Source organism: Flavobacterium panacis (genome assembly GCF_024649945.1).
GTDB lineage: Bacteria > Bacteroidota > Bacteroidia > Flavobacteriales > Flavobacteriaceae > Flavobacterium > Flavobacterium panacis.
On record NZ_JANKMS010000006.1, the window covers coordinates 351,753 to 371,703 of the forward strand.

The following is a 19,951-nucleotide window of genomic DNA, read 5'->3' on the forward strand; positions in this document are numbered from 1 at the left end:
AGTTGGATTAAAGCCTGCTTGACGCAGGCTTTACAGGCTAACTTAACTCCCTTAAAGAATTCATGTAATAAAATAAGGATAAATCTGTATTCAAATAATTTCAGCTTTTGAATTAGAAATGAGACCGGCAATTGTCAAAGAAGAATAAAGTGTTTTTAAACTCCCTGATATCTCTAAGCTAAATTCTTTGATCATTATTTGTGGTAAAAGTAATTTCTTCGCAAAAAAGCTGCAATAGTTAATTATAACCACATTGGGTTGCTTTATAAATAGTGGATCAATTCTCAACTGTTTGGAAGATTTGAACATTCATTTGTAAATGCAATCGGTCTGCATGATTTTGATTGCATTTTTATGTACTGATTTGCAATTGGTCAAGAGGTTTGAACCATTGGTCAAGAAAGTTTCCTGCAGTAAGAAGGTCCTTATAGTTTTGCCCTCACTAGTTATAATACAAGTAAGATATGAAGTTAAAACAAATAATGCTGTACGCATTACTATTTTTTATGGCGGCAGGGATGAAGGCCCAGATAAAAATTTCTGGCAAGACAATTTATAATCAAAAGCCTCTCTCGGGGGTAAGTGTGGTTCTTCTGAGGGAAAATTCGACCTATGTAACGGATACAGAAACAGATTCATCAGGTATTTATGCTCTTGGAAACATTAAATCGGGAAATTACAAGCTTTTATTTTCACTGATAGGTTTTGATAAAAAAATAGTAGATGTAAAAGTGCTTTCAGAAGACTTAAAGATGCAAGAAGTAGATTTGGAAATGGAAACTTTTGATATGGATGGGGTTACTGTTACATCAAAGAGGTCTGGTTTTAAAGTGGAACCGGGAAAAACCACTGTTACGCTCTCATCTACTACTTTAGGATCAGATGGTTCTCTTTTGAATGCACTTGGAAAAATTCCGGGTTTATTGATTTTGAATGATGGAACGGTGCTTTTAAACGGACAAGCGGGCGCAAATGTGATGATTGATGGAAAGCCGACCTATCTAACGGGAGAAAACTTATTGAATCTACTTCGTGCCATGCCAAGCAGTGCCGTTGACAAAATCGAAATGGTTTCGAACCCTTCAGCCCAATATGATGCAGGAGGTACCAGCGGATTTATAAATATCAAAAAGAAACAAAAAACAGCTATAGGATCAAATCTTAATCTTTCATCCAATATAGAAGTAGGAAAATATGTGAGACAAAAACAGGGATTTTCTTTGCAGTTGCATAGAAATAAGTACTCATTTTTCACAAATTATTCGTTTAACAGTGGGCAGGATTTTATCAAAGTCAATTCTTGGCGAGAATATCTCAAGACAAAAACGGAAGACATGAACCCTGCCATTCTGAATATGGATGCAGACAGGAGATTCAAATCAAATTCGCATTATTTCAAAACTGGAGTAGAATATCAATTATCGGAAAAATTAATTCTAAATATGGATGTTTTTGGTAACTGGTTTGAAAGAAATAAAAATGAGATAGCTTTATCAGAATTTTATCAAAACTCGGGCTTTCGAGATTTTTCACTTCATACCGGAAATCTGCAACATTCAAATCATAAGAATCTGGGGGCAGGAACGAGCATTTTGTACAAATTCAGCCCTAAGATAAAATGGGAGAATATATTCAATTTTCTTGTTTTTGATCAGAGTGAGAATTTGGATCAGAAAAGTACAATGTATCGAGCGACAATACCTGATTCTCAAAATTTTCTATTGGGAAAAATGAAAGGAAACATCAAAATAACAAATCTTCAATCCGATCTGGATTTTAATGTATCCGATAAATTTACTTTTAACTCCGGTATCAGATACTCGTCGATTCATATCGATAATAATGCATTGTACAATTCGTTGGAATCAGATCAATGGTTTGAGGATAAAAAACTAAGCAGCCAATTTTTTTACAATGAAAATATCCTGGCAGGTTATCTGCAGTCAAATCAAAAATGGTCGGAACGCTTTAGCACCCAAGCGGGACTTCGCCTAGAAATTACAGATTCTCAAGCGCGTTACCTTGCAAGTGACAGAGATTCTACACTTGTCAGGACTTATGAGCAACTTTTTCCGACTTTTTCGGTAAATTATATTCTTGCAGATAGACACACTCTGACCTTTCAGTACGGAAGACGCATTGTTCGTCCCAATTACAGAGATCTCAATCCTTTCACAGAAGTAAATGACCGTTATCTTCAAGAGAGGGGAAATACAGCCTTAAGGCCTGAGCTGGTGAATAATCTGGAAGCCTCATGGATCATAAAATCGCAATATGTATTTAGCATGTTTTACAGCAGTAGAAAAAATCCTATAACAAAAAGCTACCTCAGTGAGCCTGAAAGTGATATTACCGTCGTTATGCCTTTAAATCTTTCACAAAGTGATACATTTGGATTAAGGACAGGACTTAATAATATTAAAGCAACTAATTGGTGGACATTGCATCTAAACGGCTCTTTGACTTACAAAGAATTCCACTGGCTTGAAATGGGCATTTTATATCATAATAATCTTTGGACGCCAGCATTTCAATTTAATAATCAATTTACCCTACATGACAAATGGGGCGCTGAAATAACCGGATACTATAATGGTACAATGGCTGAGGGACAGGCACAAATTGGTTCGATAGGTGCTGTGTCAATAGCAGCACGTAAAAGTTTTTTTGAAAACAAGTTAAATTGTTATGTCTATATCAATGATGTTTTTTTGACTAATATGCAAAATATCAGTCTATACAACAGTGTTATTGCTGGATTTTACAAAGAACGCAGAGACAGCCGTATGGCAGGACTTACCATTTCGTGGAAGTTCGATTCTGGAAGTTCATCAAAAACGATGCGAAAAATTGAAAATATGGAAGAAAGTAAACGTATCAATTAGTAAATTAGGACCGGCAAGATGATCAAAATAAATAAAATACAAATTGAACGTATTTACCCCGCCTTTTGGGGCATTCTCATGTATAATGTACTGAGGGCCGTCACCGACTTCAATCACCGAGGTATTTTCTGGGAAGGAGACCTGAAACTTCATGTGGTAGCTTTAACATTGTCTGTTTTCATATGCTATTTATGCAGTTTTTTATGGAGAAGAAAACTTCATAGGACGGCAGAATATAAGGATACAGCGAAACATTATATTTTTGTAGTTTCAGAACTGGTTGTCTTGCTGAATGTCTTGCTTGTTTTGGGGCAGGCATCAGAGTTATTGTTTATGGGCTCTGGCTGGATCGACTACATGCTTATTAATTCAATTTATCTGCCTCTGTTGCTTATTTTTTATACGCTGATCCGCAGTACCATTGTAGAGAAAAATGTAAATGAAAAAAACGTGGCTCTCGAAAAATTAAAAGCGGAGAAAAATGAAGCAGAACTTGAATTCTTAAAATCTCAGTATCATCCTCATTTTCTTTTTAATGCTCTGAATACTATTTATTTCCAAATGGATATAGATACCTTTCAGGCAAAAAAAAGTATTGAATATTTATCAGAACTGCTGCGTTATCAGCTCTATGATGTAAATCAGGAAGTGGCATTCCATCAGGAAATAAATTATTTACGTTCCTTTATTGCTTTTCAGCAGCTTAGAAAGACAGACAAGTTAGTGGTAAATATTGAAATTGATGCAACATTGAAAGAACAGAGAATACATCCACTGTTGTTTCAGCCGCTTTTGGAAAATGCATTTAAGTATGTTGGAGGATCTTATCAGATAGATTTTAGTTTGAGGCTTAAAGGAGACCGAGTATATTTCCAATTAAGAAATTCGGTTTCAGATGAATTAGTTTCTTCAGCCATAAAAGACAGCGGTATCGGTCTTAACAATTTAAGGCGTCGACTGGAATTGCTTTATCCCGATAAATATCAGCTGAAAACCTCTATGAGTGATGGATTTTTTAATGTAAAGCTTGTTTTGTCAATCAAACAGGAAAAAGAACATTGATTAAAAAAATATAGTGTATCTATTCATAAAGAGTTGGATTTTAAAATTGAACAAGTTGATAATCTCGCGACATGGAATAAATAGAAAAGGTTTAATTATCCTTAAGTAGAAATTGGTATGAAATTGAAATGTGTTATTACAGATGATGAGCCTGTGGCCCGAAAAGGAATCAAAGGGTATATTGAAAAAACGGATTTTCTCTCCTTAGCGGGAGAATGCGAAACGGCGATGGAACTAAACAGTTTTCTTAAAAAGGAATCTGTAGATGTGATATTTCTGGATGTAGAAATGCCTGGTCTAACGGGTATGGAATTTTTAGGTTCGGCAGCAAATCTTCCTAAAATCATTATTGTTTCGGCCTATGAGCGGTATGCTTTGAAAGGTTATGAAATGAATGTATTTGATTATCTTTTGAAGCCGGTATCTTACGATCGCTTTCTGAAATCTGTCAATAGGTTGTATGACCAACAGGTTAAGGAATTAAAATCAGATGATAAGGACCATATTTTTATTAAAGTGGATAAAAAAAACAAAAAGCTCAAATTTGAAGAAATTCTATTTATTGAAAGCATGGAAAATTATGTATTGATTCATACTGTTGTTTCAAAGGAAATGGTTTACTGTACTTTGAAAATGATGTCTGATAATCTTCCAGCTGCTATTTTCCTTCAGGTGCATAGATCGTTTATTGTGAATATATCACAGGTTCAATCAATAGAAGGGAATTCCTTGGAAATAAAAAAACATAAAATACCTATATCAAGAAGCCTAAAAGATGAGGTATACAATAAACTTACAGCGGGGACTTTCGTTACAGGAAAGAAAAGGTGAAAAATAGAATTGACACTTTTCAGACTGGTTGGGCTATTGGGTTATAATTTTAATCTTTTGTTAAAAGTAAAATACCATTTTAGTATGCTATAAATAGTAGAAGAGAGAGTATAATCAACAGAATGATTTTTGACATTGCGGTGGTTTTGTTTTTGGTTGTTAAAAGTGAAAAAGGAGTAACATGCCAGTTGCTTAAAATTTGATGAGTTTAAAACAGAATGTAATATTCTAAAATATCAGAAGGATTTTAAAGAATTCATTGCTCCCAAAAAGACCAGTATTTTGGAATTTATCCATCAGTGCTGTTGTTTGGTGAAAATCCAAGCCAGTCTGGCATGTTGCGATTTAATCTCCACAAGAGATCACAATCAGTATAAGATACTATGGATTGTTTTTAAGCCATTCCAAACGTCTTTGATCAGGAAGATGCGTAATTTTAAAATCTTCAAAAACAGCAGAGAATCCCTTGCCATCAGGGCTTGCTGCCATCATACCTACTTGTACGGTTTTAAATTCTGGAAAATAGACTGTATTTGTCATAATGTAATTGGTACCGTCTGTAGAATAGAAGATCTCTAAAGCATCCAGCCTTCTTACAGCTTTCATCCAGATATTTTTTGGTTTGTCTTTCAGTCCCACAACGCTCCATGAACTTTTGTCTATAGTATGAACTGTACTGATATTGTAAATTCCATCCACATATTCCACACCTGTTTTAACATAATTGTTTTCATCAATTCTCAGCATCAGGCATACTTGATCGAATCTGGTTTTATATGCCCCACCCATTTTTAAAACCACCTCAAATTCTCCGCTTCTTTCCGTGTAATAGAAAGGGCCATCATAAACCGTAAAGCCATAATGACTCTTGTTCCAATAATCAGATTGAGGTGTTACCTGCATGATCAGTTTATTGTCTTTAATTTCCCATTCCGACGGTTCATTTAACCAACGCAGGGCAGTAAGTTTTTGGGCATTAACTGTAACAACACTTATACATAGTAATACTAATAGTAAGCAGATTCGCTTCATTTTTTTAAATTTAAATTATTATTTTACAAAGTAGACAAATTGATTTTCTTTCAGCAATAGTTATATATAACCATATAGGAAGATTATATTGTAGAATGTTTTAGCACAAAAAGTACTTTAAAAAAAACACACCATGAATCCAATAACAAACTTAGAAGACCATTTTTTTTCAGAATTTGTTGATGGTCCCGAGAAGCGTAAAACAGCTTTGGAAGAAGCTCTTTCACTGGTTGGGGCTTATGTAAAGTTAGAGCAGTCTGTCGCTGTATTATCGGATCTTGCCGATAATAGGAGCTATATTTTTGCGGGAGGTTTTGGTGATTTTTTTAAAATAAGTTGTGCTGGCTACACCACGATAGATTCTATCTGGGAGGAAGATATTTATAATCGCATTCATCCCGATGATCTTTTCCAGAGACATCTTCTCGAATTAGAATTTTTTAATTTCCTCAAAGGATTGCCTCCTGGAGAGAGACTGGACTATAGTACCAGATGCAATATAAGAGCAATGAATTCTGAAAATGAATATCAGCCGATTCTTCATCGAAGTTTTTATCTTAAAAACAGTTCTCAAGGAGGTTTATGGCTGGCTCTATGTCTATACAATTATCTATTTGAAAAATCGGGAAGTGCCAATGGAATTGATGGCAGGATTGTAAATACCAAGACAGGGGAAGGTTTTTATGCAGATAATTATACCAACTGTGCAAATTTATTGACATTACGAGAAAAACAAATTCTGGAGCTTATCGGCCAGGGACTGATCAGTAAAGAAATAGCTTTTAAGCTAAATATCAGCATTAATACGGTAAATAGGCATAGGCAGAATATTCTGGAAAAGCTCAATGTCACTAATTCGATTGAAGCAGTTAGGACGGCTGAAGCACTTCATCTATTTTAATGTTATTTAGAGTATTATTGGCTGCAGAAAAATGAGGAGATTGAAGTTACAGGTTTTTACTTTGTTGCTATTGGAGACTTCTGCAAACAATGCAACTGGAGAAACGAAAAGGGAAAAGGATCATTTTAAATTTCGTTTCAAGCACTTTTAAAGAAAAGGATTTTTTTGCATTATTGATAAAAGTTCTCAGAAATAGACCATTTTTTTGCGTTATTAGAAAGACAAATCGATACGCCTTAGCTTTTTGTGGCAGAAATAGTATCAAGTCCAGTCTCTGATGCAAATCGACTATGCACTAAAGTAAAAGAATTAAATTTTAGACTTATACTTTTTTACTGAAACACTCAGATTTAATTCGCGCATATATCTACGCACGGTATCCCAAGATAATTCGTATCCCGATCTTTGAAGTTCTGCTTTTATGCGTTTAGATCCATAACGTTTTTGAGATGATATAAATATCGATACTATTTCTTGCTTGACCCTCATTTTCCATTTTTGTCTTTCGGAAACGGATTTATTCTTCCAGTTGTTGTAGCTTCCGAAGTTTATACCAAGAATTTTGCATAACATATAGCTTGAATAATTTTGTTCATTTTCAGCTATATATTCAAATATAAAAGGTGGACCTTTTTGAAGGTAATCTGTTGCTCCTTTTATAATTTTAAATTCGGTATCCAGCTTTCTGGTTTTTACTTCAAGTTCATATATTTTTTTTTCCTGAGCAGTTAATTTTGTTTTACCTAAAGAAGAGAAATTTTCTTCGCCGTGTACGATATAGTTCATTCGCCACTTCAGCAGCGTATTGTATGTTATGTTGAATTCCCTGGCGAGGTGTTTGAGCTTGACCTTTTCAAAACTTAGTTTGACCACCTTGAGTTTGAAATCACAGTGGTATTCTTTTTTATTTGCTTTCATAAATAAATACATTTAGCCATTTTGTTTTTTGGTATTATATCTCTTCACTGAACTCTTCGATTGTTTTATATCCAAGTGCCGAATGTCTCCTTTTCTTGTTGTACCAGTTTTCTATATAGTCGAATATCTGCGCTCTCATCTCTTTTGGAGTTAATAGTGTTTTATGACTGTAGATCAATTCCTTTTTCAATGAGCTGAAAAAGCTTTCGGAAACAGCGTTGTCCACGCTGTTTGCCTTTCTACTCATGCTTTGTACACACTTATGCTGATGAAGAATGCTGGTGAAGAGTTTGTTTGCATACTGTGTTCCGCGATCCGAGTGAAATATCAAGCCTTCTTTTGCACTGCGTCTGCTTGTAGCCATATTCCATGCAGGAAGGATGGTCGTTGCAGTTGAAAGCATGGAGCCGAGGTTCCAGCCGACTATTTTCCGGTCATACAGGTCTATTATAACGGTAAGGTATAAAAAACGTTTTTCGATCTGTAGATAGGTGATGTCGGAAACCCAGACCTTGGAAGGTTTATCTGTCTTAAACTGCCGGTTAAGCCTGTTTGGCGATATATAAAGCGTATGCTTGGAATCTGTGGTTGCTTTGTATTTCTTTTTGACCTTACGTTTAAGGCCAAGCTGCTTCATGAAAAAAGTCACTTGGTCTTCAGATATTTTAATTCCCCTTTTGTTGAGCTCTCGTGCAATCAAAACACAGCCGTGTAGCTGTTTGGATTCATAAAAGACCGTCGTTATTGCTTCTTTATATAGACCAACTTGGATTTCCCTTTTTGAAAGGGGGTGTTGAATCCTTAGATTATACATTGAGGTGGAAACACCCAGTACTTTACACATTACACCAACAGGGTATTTTTTTTTATTTTGAAATATAAAATTGTATACAGCCTGTTTACCCTGAGGCTTGATTTTAATACCTTTTTTCAGTATTTCTAATTTCATATGGGTCTCTTGAAGTTTTTTTTCCAGCTTAAAGATCTTGATATCTTCGCAGTAAAATCGCTTTCTTCCTGATCCAGGGAAACTGCCCTTTTTGAATTTGCCATGGATTGCACGCCATTTTGAAAGTAATTTTGGGGAGATCCCGAGCTCTTCGGCAGTTTCTCTTGCACTTCTGTTTGCATAACTCAAAAAGACGGCATTCTCTTTAAATTCAGGGCTGTGGATTCCAACTCTTCTCTCCATATTAAATGATTAGCAAGTTAATAATGTCATAAATGTAAATCATTCAAAATCATTATTATGATTTAAAAAAAAACAATGACAATAATCTGAGAAGTTTTTTTTGGAATGTTAGATTGTATTTTTGTACTCTGACAGTAGGAAGTCATTTCGATTGTGGATATCTTGGAGATGATTCGAGCAACAGTCTAGTAATTTTTGCAGGAGTTTAAAAGATTTGTTGGATTTCAGATTTTCTGTTTTGGAATAAAAAAATAGATTTTATATCTGTATAAAATAGAACGGATTTAATTCTATCGAAAAGCCATCTAATGCAGGTCGGGTTATATTACATCACCATCGGCTTGAGATGTCGGGAAGTAATAAAATTCGCTGGTTCATGTTAATGTTATGATTTGGAACAATCAATAATGGTTTGTTGTTTCATGTAGTAACTAATTTTGTTTTTTTAATCTTTAGAAAATATGACAGCGGGACAAGAATTGGAGGTGGATGCCTATGTTCTGGCATCTTCGGGACTGCGTACGACATCACGTGGCTACAGGGCACTTAAAATACTATTCGAGTATGGAAACATATTGTACTGGTGTCTGGGCAAGAATGATACTTTGGAACTTGCGAAGATCCTAATTCATCTGAAATTCAGATACAATCATGTTTCGGGCGGGCTTGAGGTGCTGCAGGAGCACAAACGGGATTTTTATTACCTGGTCATGCACCGCAGAACGCCTGTTTATAAAACCCGGCATCCCGATACCCGAATGGCCGTAGGCAAGGAGGAGAGGTACGATGGGGACAGGCCCGGATGGGCGGAACAGATATTGGCCGGTAATAAGAACGATTGAAGATTGAAAATGCTGGGGCATATCGGAATATGTGGTCTGTTTCAAGTGGGGGATTTCCTGTGGTTTCCAGAAACAAAACAAAGCCGAGCATCCTGTCTTTGAACTCGGCGATGTCTGATTATGAGCTTTGTTCGGCCGATTGTTTATTACGTTATCGGACTTAAGATTTCGTAGCTGCCTTTCTGCGCTTCAGGGATCATTTTTATTTCTCCATGCAGACCGTACCTGTTCAGTACTCCTGAATCGTAGATGTGGTGCAGTGCGGGTTTCAGTCCGTTTTCCCTTTCATAGGATAGGTAGATTTCGTTCCGGCCATTGAATTTTATCAGTTTCCCGTTCTTGAGTACGATGGAGGAGGCAACATCAAAATTAAAGCATGGCAGCAGTTGGGGATCCCATCCTTTGCTGAATATATTTTCCGCAACGGAAGGGGCCGGGACATGATAAAGTTGCTGGCCGAAACTCAAGTAGACGATGCCTGTTGCCTTGTTGATGGCACGAGGAAGCAGTATTGGATTGTCGTAGCTGCAGTCCAGTATCCTGGTGATCAGATATTTTTCAATTTCCGGAAAATCCATTGGAATGATGCCGTAACGTTTTGTTGGATGATCCTTCAAATATTTATACAGCAGTGGGTTTACTGCATCAGCGAGATCTTTTGGGTTTGAGGAAAAAGGGAGGACTCCTGCGCTAATACCGGTGGCACTCGCAAAATTGATATATATTGTTTCAACACTGTCAGCGGCGGCTTTCTCCAGTACAGGTTTGATGTGGAGATTGAATTTATCCGCCTTGTTGTTTCCTTTGGACCAGGAGTAGTAGTTGTCCTGTACATAGAATTTCACCTTATGATGCGAGAAGTCTCCTGTAGCGTCTTTGGGGAAATTTCCCTGGCAATCCAGACCGATATCCAGATAATCGAACCTGCGAAGCAGTATTATCCTGCCTTTTACTTCCTTGAGTTTTGGAATCCGATCATTGGCTAGATACCATTTATCCTTGTTTTTATTGATGGTCTGTTCCACCCATTTGTGAATTGAATCCCCGAATTCCTGCTTTATCGACATCAAGATGGTTTCAGTCGGATTTTGTTCAAGAAATTTGAGACAGACATCGATTACCTGTGATAAAGTGATATTGAGATTTGATCCGAAGGGAGGTTTACCGTGATAGAGCCATAGCACTCCGTCATTATCATTTCCTTTTGCTGCCCTGATGTCCAGATAACGGATTCCGGCGTTGAGCTGGTCGGTCAATTTCAGGGTCTGGCATTTTGCAGGACCAATATTTATGACCTGGAAAGTGCCAGTGTCGTGGGTGCCCGGTATGGTCAATTCCGAAATCTTTCTTTCATCATCGACATACTGCATCCATCTTGGATTCTGAGGTAGATTTGACATAATATAATAGTTTTATGGGTTAACTTAAACTGTGGAAATGTAAAACTGTACTGATGCCATTCAAAACAGAGGTTGTTGTATATATGGATTTAGTGCAGAAATCCGCATAATTTTAATTGTAGGCACCAGCGGTAGACCAGAATATGGGAAAAATTGATGAAACGTTATTAGGACTAATTTTTTCATAGCGATCTTTTTAGGTAGGGGGATATGAAAAACTTTTTTCAGATGATCAGGGAATGGTATTTAAAAGTAAGATTTATATTTCAAATAGTAGCGAAAATGTTCTGAAACCTGTGTTTTTTGTTCTGAAATAAAGTCCATTTTCTGAAATTTTTAAAAACAGTGTGCTATGATTTTGCCGTAAAACTTAATTAGGAGTTACTTAAGTTTAAAGAGTGAAATTTGTGGGCAAGAGCCTGATTTATTGTACCACTTCAATGGAGTCTCCCCAGTTTTTTTCTATCCAGAAATCTCTTTGCACATACAATATTTAATGGCTTTTAAAGGAGTATTTAGTGTAGTAGATTTAAATTTACCCAGTCGGTAATTCTAGAATTTAGGTTGCTAATAGATCAGAGATCTTTTCCAAGACTTAACAATTTACAAAAAAAAATGAAGAATGAATTGCAGATATGACTTTTTTATAAGCTGGTTAAAACTCTTGCTTCCGGTCTAACCTATTAAGAACAAAAACAATTAGAAAGCAGCCTTTTATAGTAGTAGGGGATCAGAACAAAATCTTTGCCTCCTGCTTTTGTAAAAATATGGACCTGTGAAATACCTTTAAAAATTCACCTTAGGTTCATATGGCAAAATTGTAGGTAACTCCAGTATGTTTGGAAGAAAAAAGTTGAGTGATAGAATCTAATAAACAGTAAAATAATTACATGCTAAAATTCTTATAAACTTATTGTGTGTTTATAAAATTTTAGTATATTTTTGTAAAATGTGAATAAAACAATCACATCTTTATTTGATAAAAATCAATCTGTTTTTAATTTATGAAAGACAACAGGAATAAAATTATTGCACTTCCTTTTGCAGGAGGCAATAAATATAGTTTTAAAAGTATTGAAAAACATATACCTAGAAGTTTAAATTGGATAACCGTAGAATTACCTGGTAGAGGTGGTCGCTTTAAAGAGAATTTATTAGTCAATGTTGATGATTTAGTAAACGATCTTTTAAAGCAAATCACTCCTCTTATTGAAGATTGTAATTATGTGATTTATGGTCATAGTATGGGAACATTATTAGGTTATGAATTGGTGAAGAAAATAATTCAACAAGGTTTAAAACAACCAACATGTCTTTTTTTTACAGGTAGGGGTACTCCGGCCTTTAATAGGTTTACAAACAAAAAATCGATACTGCCTGAAGATGATTTTTGGAAAGAGGTTGAGAAAATAGGAGGATTACCTAAGGAAATATTGGAATGTAAAGATCTTCTAGAGCTGTATTATCCTATAATGAAATCAGATTTTCAAGCTGTCGAGGATTATGATTTTAAAGTAATGGATCAAAAATTTACCTTTCCTATACATGTCTGTATGGGAAAAGAAGAAATTGGGGATGGGGAGGAAAAAACATCTTTGGCTCAAATGAAAGCATGGAAAGAAGAAACATCTGCTCCTTGTACCTTTGAATTATTGGAAGGGGATCATTTCTTTATTCTTGAACATCCAGAAGTAATGGCAAAAAAAATTGCCCAGATGGCTAATGGTGTTAGTATGTATGCTTTTTAATCACTTGTTAATATCTATGTTATATACGATGCTTATCAAAAAACAAAATTTTAGGATGTGAAAATTATTGAGAGCTATAGTTGAAAACATAAATAAGTAATGATATAGCCGTGAAACGTTTCTTAATGAATTAAAAAGATAAAGCAATTTTCTTTATTTTGTTTTGTACTGTTTTGATCTCTTTAAGCCCTTGGTAAAAATCAACTTCATAACAATGTAAATTTGGGTTTGCAATATTTGATGCTAAAGTTGTGCAGATATTTTCATTTAAGATAAGCTCAATCAGATGCCATGACTTATTGTTGTAGAGCACCTTGTTGGAGAGGATGTTGATTTCCTTTAGGGGAATAGACAAACCTTTTTCTTCTGCTTTTATAATACTCTCCTTCATGGTCCAAAATCTGAAAAAGGATTTGAGCGGATTTTCCTGTATATTGATTTGAAACCATTCTTCTTTTGTCATGATATCTTGATAGTCTCTAATGTCGATATCGGTTATTTTTTCAATGTCAATTCCTAGTTTTATTTTTTGTCCAATAGCACAAACCACAAAATTTCCCGAATGGGAAATACTAAAGTCAACATCATCATTCAAAAATGGTTTTCCAAATTCGTTGTATTTTAAATCAAATATTGCATTTCTACTTATACCAATTTTATTAAAACATTCCATAAGAAGAAGCCTTCCAAGTAAAAAGGCGTGCTGGTCTTCCCATCTTCTGTAGTTTTTTGTTCTCTGTATTGCTTCCAGTGGCAAATACTGATAAAAACTATTCCAAACCTCATTCGGAATTTGGGTATTGAATCTAGTATAAAAAAAATGGATCAATTTGGAGGTTTTTGACTTTTAAAATTAAACAAAATTAAACAAATTTTGGATTGTCTTGATCTCCATGCAATAAAAATAAACATGCAGGAATTTAAGATAAATTTCCAAATAGGAATTTGACTACTGCATTGCACTTGTTATTTTATAGATGTTTTTATGTTAATAATATATTAAAATCCTATTTCACAGAGCCTGTAATATACTTTTAGTATATGTTTTATTTTCTTTACGGTTTCCCGTAAGGAAAAATAGATATATTATCTTACATTGGTCGGCATTTAATAATGAACCTTTGAAATTCGTAAAAACTTGGAAAAGATAACTGTACTAAAAATATTAAAATTAAAGCTAAATATAGCTTTACCACTGTTAGGATTATTTGGTTTAATAAATGGTTTGTGGAGTAGCAGTTTGTTAATGCTTATCAGTAATAAAGTTGCTGGAACTCCTTTACCGTTTTTTAGTGATTATGATTGGTTGATTTATTTGGTTTTAGTCCTTGTCTCTTTTGTTTTGACGTATTATTTTAAGCGTTACATGATTAAAGTAACCTTGAATTTCGGTAAAGAAATGACGCTTCAGATTATAAACAAACTTAGGTTATGCAATTACGAATCTTATTTACGAATTGGAGAGGCAAGAGTAAGAACTGCAATGTCTGATGTAGGAACACTGGAAGGATTACCCGAAGCCTTTATTGCTTTTTTTAATGCAATAATTATGATGATCGCCGGAATTGGTTATATGTTGTGGCTTTATCCAAAAGGTGCTGTGCTTATAATTATCCTTATTGTGAGTTTAGGGTTCGTCTATGTGAGGAGAAATGAAGCCATTGAAAAAAGTATGGATGAGGAACGTTCTCTTGATGACAGTTTTATGGAGAATTATAATGATTTTTTGCATGGTTTTAATAAAATTAAAATGAGCAGCAAGAGAAGTCATTCTATCTATTTCGATCATATTGTTAAAAATCGTTCTGCAGCAATCAAACTAAATATTAAGGCTGAGTTGGCATCTTTTGGCAATGAACTAATTGGACAGTATTTTTTTTATCTTATAATAGGTACTGTGCTTTTTCTACTGCCTGTTATTTTTGATTTGGATCAAATTGTTATTTCCGGTTTTATGGTTGCTTTTCTGTTTTTGATGGGGCCAATAACTATTTGCATAAATCTTATGAAGAATTTTATTGGATTTAAAATTGCGTTTGACAGAATTAATGAGTTTAATGAGATTACTAGCGGAAATATAAAAGATTCTGATTTAGAGAAAAGTTCAGAGAATCCATTGCCTATTTTTGAAAATCTACTTATTAAAGAATTAAGCTACAATCATATTGATAAACATGGTTTAGTTACATTTGAATTAAAACCTATTACTTTAAAAATAAAAAAAGGCGAAATTATTTTTATTTCCGGAGGTAACGGAAGTGGGAAAAGTACTTTCATTAACCTTCTTTCTGGACTGTATGTACCTAAATCAGGCGAGATAATTTTGAATGATACTATCGTTATTGCAAAAGAGAATCGATCCGATTACAGAGATATGATATCATGTATTTTTTCTGATAACTATTTGTTTTCTGAAAATTATGATGATTTCGATTTGCTTCCTTCTAATGAAAACTTAACAGAGCTTCTGAACAAAATGAAACTTGAAGAAATCATCCGTCCAGATGTAGCAAACAATAAGATATTTCAGAATCTGTCCAGCGGTCAAAAGAAGAGATTGGGATTGATCTATTCATTATTGGAAAATAAAGATATTTTTATTTTTGATGAATGGGCAGCTGAGCAAGATCCTGAATTTAGGAAATACTTTTATGAAAGTATAATTCCTGAACTAAAAAGTAGAGGAAAAACAGTAATCGCAATTACTCACGATGATGCCTACTTCAGTTTCTGTGACCGACTAATAAAATTTAATTACGGAACAATGATAGATCAGGAAATTTTATTTTCTACGGCTCTGGTATAGTTATAATTATATGTTTTTTATTTTTTATACTTTTTAAAATAGGATACAATTTTATTTTTTAAATCAATTTTTTTGTGTTAGAATCATTCTTTTTTAGAATAAGTCAGATGTTCGAGCAGACCTTGGATACAGTTCTACGTTTATAATTTAATCACAACTACTCACTATTATGCAATTACTTAAAGATTATCACTTGTCTCAGGGAGCAAAAATTATTTCATCTTCATTGCCTGGAGAAAAATCAAAAGTTTTATTAGAATTACAGAAAAACATTGAAGGTAGTGTAGTCTCATACCCGAAAAAAATGCCAGTTGCCTTAAAACGAGCAAAAGGGAGCATTGTGGAGGATGTAGATGGAAATCAATTTATTGATTTTTTTGGAGGTTGTGGCGTATTGAATGTTGGGCATAGTAATGCCTTTGTGATGGAATATGTTAAGGAACAACAGGAAGAATTAGTCCATGCATTGGATTTTCCAACAGAAAATAAACTTTTTTTAATTCAAAAAATATTAAACAATTTACCAGAGGAGATTCGTCAGGATTATAAAGTTAGTTTTGGCGGGCCTACAGGTTCAGATGCAGTTGAAGCTGCTATAAAATTAGCAAAAATAAAAACAGGTCGTGATGGCATTATTGCTTTTTCGGGTGGATATCATGGAATGACTTCCGGTGCATTAGCTGTGACCTCTGATACTTTTTTTAGAAAAAAGATATCCTCTCTTATTCCAAATGTACATTTTGTACCTTACAGTTATTGTTATCGTTGCCCATTTAATAAGAAGGAGAATACTTGTAATTATGATTGTGCAAGTCATTTTGAATGGATATTGGAAACAGGACATTCAGGTATAACACTTCCTGCGGCAATTATTTTGGAACCAATACAAGGCGAAGGTGGCAATATCGTTCCTAGAAAAGGATTTTTGGAACGCATAGTCAAAATAGCAAATAAGCATGGTGTTATTGTGATTTTTGATGAGATTCAAAGTGGCTTCTACAGAACAGGAAAATTTCTGGAATTTATGAATACGAAAGCAATACCGGATATAATTACATTCTCAAAAGGTTTTGGGGGAATAGGATTTCCAATTTCGGGATTAATTTATAAAAGGGATATTGAGGCTTGGGAAACGGCAGAGCACATTGGAACTTTTAGAGGTAATCAGGTAAGTATAGCGGCAGCCAGAGGGGCATTTGATTTTATAGAAAAATATAAAATTGAAGAATACGCAAGCTTTATAGGTGACTATTTGAAGGAGCAATTGAATATCATGGCATTAGAGCATCCTTTTATTGGAGAAGTCCGAGGACGAGGTATGATGATAGGTGTAGAGTTTGTAAAAGATAAAAAGTCAAAGAAGCCTTTTCCTGAGTATTTGAAAAAGTTTAGGGAAGAATGTTTTCAAAGGGGATTACTGTTTGAGGTAGGAGGTCATTATAATAATGTGTTGCGATTAGTTCCACCTTTGATTACAACTAAGGATATTGTTGATTCTGCATTAATAATAATGAAAGAGGCCTTTCTTGTTTGTGCAGAAGAGAATTTTAAACAAGCTTTGGTATAAATCCTCTAAGTATCGCAATGAATATAAAATCAAAATTACATATAGCGCAGCAAGAAGTCTATTACGGACAATTGATGAATCCGGAAAGTCCATTATACAATATAGGTGGTTATACAGTTTTTAAAGGGGATTTTGATGTCTCGAAATTTAAGGAAGTATTGGAAGGCTTGCCTAAAGTTTTTGATGTCTTTAATGTCAAATTTGATTTTTCGGAAAATGAACCAGCATTTTATATCAATGATTTTTCAAAAAAAGTTTTTATAGATGAATTGGATTTCTCATCAGAACTTGAACCAAGAAAAAAGGCTAATGAATGGATGCAAAACCAATTTAACATTGCTTTTGATTTAACGCAGGACAAATTATATAAATACACACTGATAAAAATTGAAAAAGATGAATATTGGTGGTTTGTTTGTTTTCATCATTTAATAGCAGATGGATTTGGTTTTGCAATAAAAGTCGATTATGTAATTAATCAATATGAAAATTTTATTTTTAGGGAAGAAGGATCTGAGATAGAGTATCCTTCCTATTTTGATGCGGCACAAAAAAGTTTTGAATATATTAATTCAGAACAATGTAGTAAAGACAAGATTTATTGGGAAGAAAAGTATAAAATTGTTCCAAAAAAAACATTAAACAAAAAATATAAAAATGAAGTAGGAGGTGGGCGATTTTCACTTACTGTTTCAGACTCGGATAAAGCATTGTTTAACCGTTTATCAGAGTCAACAAAGACAAATATCCCACAACTTACGATAGCAGCCTTGTTATTATATTTTGGAAAAATAACAGATCAAAAAACTTTTAGTTTTGGAATTCCTGTTCACAATAGAGCAGGAAGACAAGAAAGAAAAACATTAGGGATGTTTGCCGGAATGCTTGCTTATCAAGGAAATTACGTTAAAGAGCAAGTTTTGTCCGATCTTCTGTCAGAGATTAAGCAGACACAACGAAATGATTACAGGCATCGTTTGTACCCTATTTCGTTTTTGAACAGATCCCTAAAACTATTGTCGGAAAACAGATTGCAGCTTTTCGATGTGGCAGTAAACTATGAGCCTCTGCCTTTCCCAAAATCGTTATCCCCGGATCTTAGTATAGAGATCAAACATTTATCCAGTAGTTTGGTTGAATATCCACTGTCTATTCGATGGTGTGATTACGGGCAAGGTCTTCCTATGGAATTAAATGTCGACTATCAAAAAGAATATTTTAACAACGATGAAATAGAAGTACTAGTTGCAAGACTACTTCATATTATAAGACAGTTTGAGTTTGGATTAAATCAATCTGTTAGTGATTTGTCTATTCTCGACATACAGGAGGAACACCAGTTGTTGGATGTTTTCAATGCTACGTCTGTTGAATATCCTAGAGACAAGACTTTGGTGGATTTATTCGAAGAGCAGGTGCAAAGAACCCCTGATGCAGTAGCGGTTGTTTATGATGGTGAGGAGTTGAGCTACAGGGAGTTGAACGAGAGGTCCAACCAGTTGGGGCATTATCTGAGGGATCAGGGTGTGCAGGCAGATACTTTGGTTGGTATCTGTTTGGAACGCAGTCTGGAGATGCTTGTGGGTATCCTTGGTATTTTGAAATCCGGAGCAGCGTATGTTCCTATCGATCCTGATTATCCACAGGACCGTATTTCGTATATGGTTGGGGATGCAGGAATTAGACAGGTGTTGAGTAGTTCGTCCAGCCATAAGGTACTGGATGGATATGGCGGTCTTAGTGTTGTCCTGCTGGACAGGGATCGGTATATGTTTTCTGGATATCCGACAGTAAACCCGGATGTTGCGGTATCGTCTGATAATCTGGCCTATGTTATTTATACATCAGGAAGTACGGGCAGACCTAAGGGAGTGATGATAGAACATACTACTGTTGTGAACTTAGTTACTTCTCAGTCCCATACATTTAATATTGATTCAAGTGATGTTGTTTTGCAGTTTTCAAATTATGCATTTGATGCTTCGGTAGAACAAATTTTTATAACATTATTGAATGGCAGTAAATTGGTTTTGGTCCAAAAAGAGATAATTCTGAATACAGAAAATTTACTAGATTTTATTGATTCTCAAAAAATCACGCATTTCCATACTACTCCAAGTATGTTGAGTACTTTGCCGGTAAGGACAGATTTAAAATCCTTGAGAAGAGTAGTTGTTGGAGGGGAGATTTGTGGGAAAGATTTAATGAAAGTTTGGAATGAAGGATATTCATTTTATAATGAATATGGCCCAACAGAAACGACAGTAACCTCTACGATAAGCTTTTATGAGAAAGGTACTTATGGAGATAAAGAAATAAATATAGGAATTCCTATAGCCAATACTCAGGTATATATATTAGATTCTGAAATGAATTTATTACCGGTTGGAGTAGTTGGAGAATTATGTGTTGGAGGAGCGGGAGTTGCGCGAGGTTATCTGAACCGAGAAGAATTGACTGCTGAGAAGTTCATAGCAAATCCTTTTGCAGCAGGCGAAAGAATTTATAAGACCGGAGATTTGGCCAGATGGCTTCCTGATGGAAATATAGAATACATCGGCAGGAAGGACAACCAGGTCAAGATCCGCGGTTACCGAATCGAATTGGGCGAGATCGAGAATGCGTTGTCTTTGGTAGCTGGAATCAGCCAGTGCTGCGTACTGGCCAAGGAGGATGCATCAGGGAACAAACGTCTTGTGGGTTATGTGGTATCGGAGGAGAAACTGGACAGGACGTATTTGCAGGATCAACTGAAATCAAGTTTGCC

At 34.9% G+C, this 19,951-nt stretch carries 14 protein-coding genes; 9 read left to right on the top strand and 5 right to left on the bottom strand.

Annotation, left to right across the window (positions count from 1 at the left end):
* The first annotated feature begins 464 nt into the window (after positions 1–464).
* The 3 genes from NQQ59_RS14935 (at position 465) to NQQ59_RS14945 (ending at position 4,778) form a co-directional block, all read left to right on the top strand.
* Complete coding sequence (locus tag NQQ59_RS14935; protein ID WP_144219691.1) at positions 465–2,885, top strand: outer membrane beta-barrel family protein; 2,421 nt, start codon at positions 465–467, stop codon at positions 2,883–2,885.
* 18 nt (positions 2,886–2,903) lie between these two features.
* On the top strand, positions 2,904–3,947 hold the full coding sequence (locus tag NQQ59_RS14940; RefSeq protein WP_144219692.1) for a sensor histidine kinase: 1,044 nt from the start codon (positions 2,904–2,906) through the stop codon (positions 3,945–3,947).
* A gap of 117 nt (positions 3,948–4,064) precedes the next feature.
* On the top strand, positions 4,065–4,778 hold the full coding sequence (locus NQQ59_RS14945; protein WP_144219693.1) for a LytR/AlgR family response regulator transcription factor: 714 nt from the start codon (positions 4,065–4,067) through the stop codon (positions 4,776–4,778).
* Positions 4,779–5,159: 381 nt separating this feature from the next.
* Here the strand turns inward: NQQ59_RS14945 and NQQ59_RS14950 are convergent, their stop codons facing one another.
* Positions 5,160–5,810 (bottom strand): DUF1349 domain-containing protein, encoded by a 651-nt coding sequence (locus tag NQQ59_RS14950; protein ID WP_144219694.1) that lies wholly within the window; start codon positions 5,808–5,810, stop codon positions 5,160–5,162.
* 133 nt (positions 5,811–5,943) lie between these two features.
* On the opposite strand from NQQ59_RS14950, the gene NQQ59_RS25280 reads away from it, so the two are divergent.
* Positions 5,944–6,711 (top strand): helix-turn-helix transcriptional regulator, encoded by a 768-nt coding sequence (locus tag NQQ59_RS25280; RefSeq protein ID WP_144219695.1) that lies wholly within the window; start codon positions 5,944–5,946, stop codon positions 6,709–6,711.
* A gap of 309 nt (positions 6,712–7,020) precedes the next feature.
* Here the strand turns inward: NQQ59_RS25280 and NQQ59_RS14960 are convergent, their stop codons facing one another.
* Both NQQ59_RS14960 and NQQ59_RS14965 read right to left on the bottom strand, forming a co-directional pair.
* Positions 7,021–7,629, bottom strand: a complete 609-nt coding sequence (locus NQQ59_RS14960) for an IS3 family transposase (RefSeq protein ID WP_186296659.1) — start codon at positions 7,627–7,629, stop codon at positions 7,021–7,023.
* A gap of 34 nt (positions 7,630–7,663) precedes the next feature.
* Positions 7,664–8,821 carry an IS3 family transposase gene (locus NQQ59_RS14965; RefSeq protein WP_144219697.1) on the bottom strand — a complete coding sequence of 386 codons (1,158 nt, stop codon included), beginning with the start codon at positions 8,819–8,821 and terminating at the stop codon, positions 7,664–7,666.
* Positions 8,822–9,282: 461 nt separating this feature from the next.
* Here NQQ59_RS14965 and NQQ59_RS14970 point away from each other — a divergent pair, with 461 nt between their 5' ends.
* Positions 9,283–9,663: a hypothetical protein gene (locus NQQ59_RS14970; protein WP_144219698.1), complete on the top strand. Its 381-nt coding sequence runs from the start codon at positions 9,283–9,285 to the stop codon at positions 9,661–9,663.
* A 146-nt stretch (positions 9,664–9,809) separates the two neighbouring features.
* Here the strand turns inward: NQQ59_RS14970 and NQQ59_RS14975 are convergent, their stop codons facing one another.
* Positions 9,810–11,063 (bottom strand): phosphatidylinositol-specific phospholipase C, encoded by a 1,254-nt coding sequence (locus NQQ59_RS14975; RefSeq protein WP_144219699.1) that lies wholly within the window; start codon positions 11,061–11,063, stop codon positions 9,810–9,812.
* Between the two features lie 1,004 nt (positions 11,064–12,067).
* Here NQQ59_RS14975 and NQQ59_RS14980 point away from each other — a divergent pair.
* Positions 12,068–12,811 (top strand): thioesterase II family protein, encoded by a 744-nt coding sequence (locus NQQ59_RS14980; protein ID WP_144219700.1) that lies wholly within the window; start codon positions 12,068–12,070, stop codon positions 12,809–12,811.
* 130 nt (positions 12,812–12,941) lie between these two features.
* Here NQQ59_RS14980 and NQQ59_RS14985 read toward each other — a convergent pair whose 3' ends face one another.
* Positions 12,942–13,640 carry a 4'-phosphopantetheinyl transferase family protein gene (locus NQQ59_RS14985; protein ID WP_144219701.1) on the bottom strand — a complete coding sequence of 233 codons (699 nt, stop codon included), beginning with the start codon at positions 13,638–13,640 and terminating at the stop codon, positions 12,942–12,944.
* Positions 13,641–13,949: 309 nt separating this feature from the next.
* On the opposite strand from NQQ59_RS14985, the gene NQQ59_RS14990 reads away from it, so the two are divergent.
* The 3 genes from NQQ59_RS14990 to NQQ59_RS15000 form a co-directional block, all read left to right on the top strand.
* The gene (locus tag NQQ59_RS14990) at positions 13,950–15,617 is read left to right on the top strand and encodes a cyclic peptide export ABC transporter (RefSeq protein ID WP_144219702.1); all 1,668 of its coding nucleotides are present in this window, start codon (positions 13,950–13,952) and stop codon (positions 15,615–15,617) included.
* A 169-nt stretch (positions 15,618–15,786) separates the two neighbouring features.
* Complete coding sequence (locus NQQ59_RS14995) at positions 15,787–17,184, top strand: aspartate aminotransferase family protein (protein ID WP_144219703.1); 1,398 nt, start codon at positions 15,787–15,789, stop codon at positions 17,182–17,184.
* Between the two features lie 17 nt (positions 17,185–17,201).
* Positions 17,202–19,951, top strand: a 2,750-nt coding sequence (locus tag NQQ59_RS15000; protein WP_257698358.1) for a non-ribosomal peptide synthetase, incomplete at its 3' end; no start/stop codon positions are given.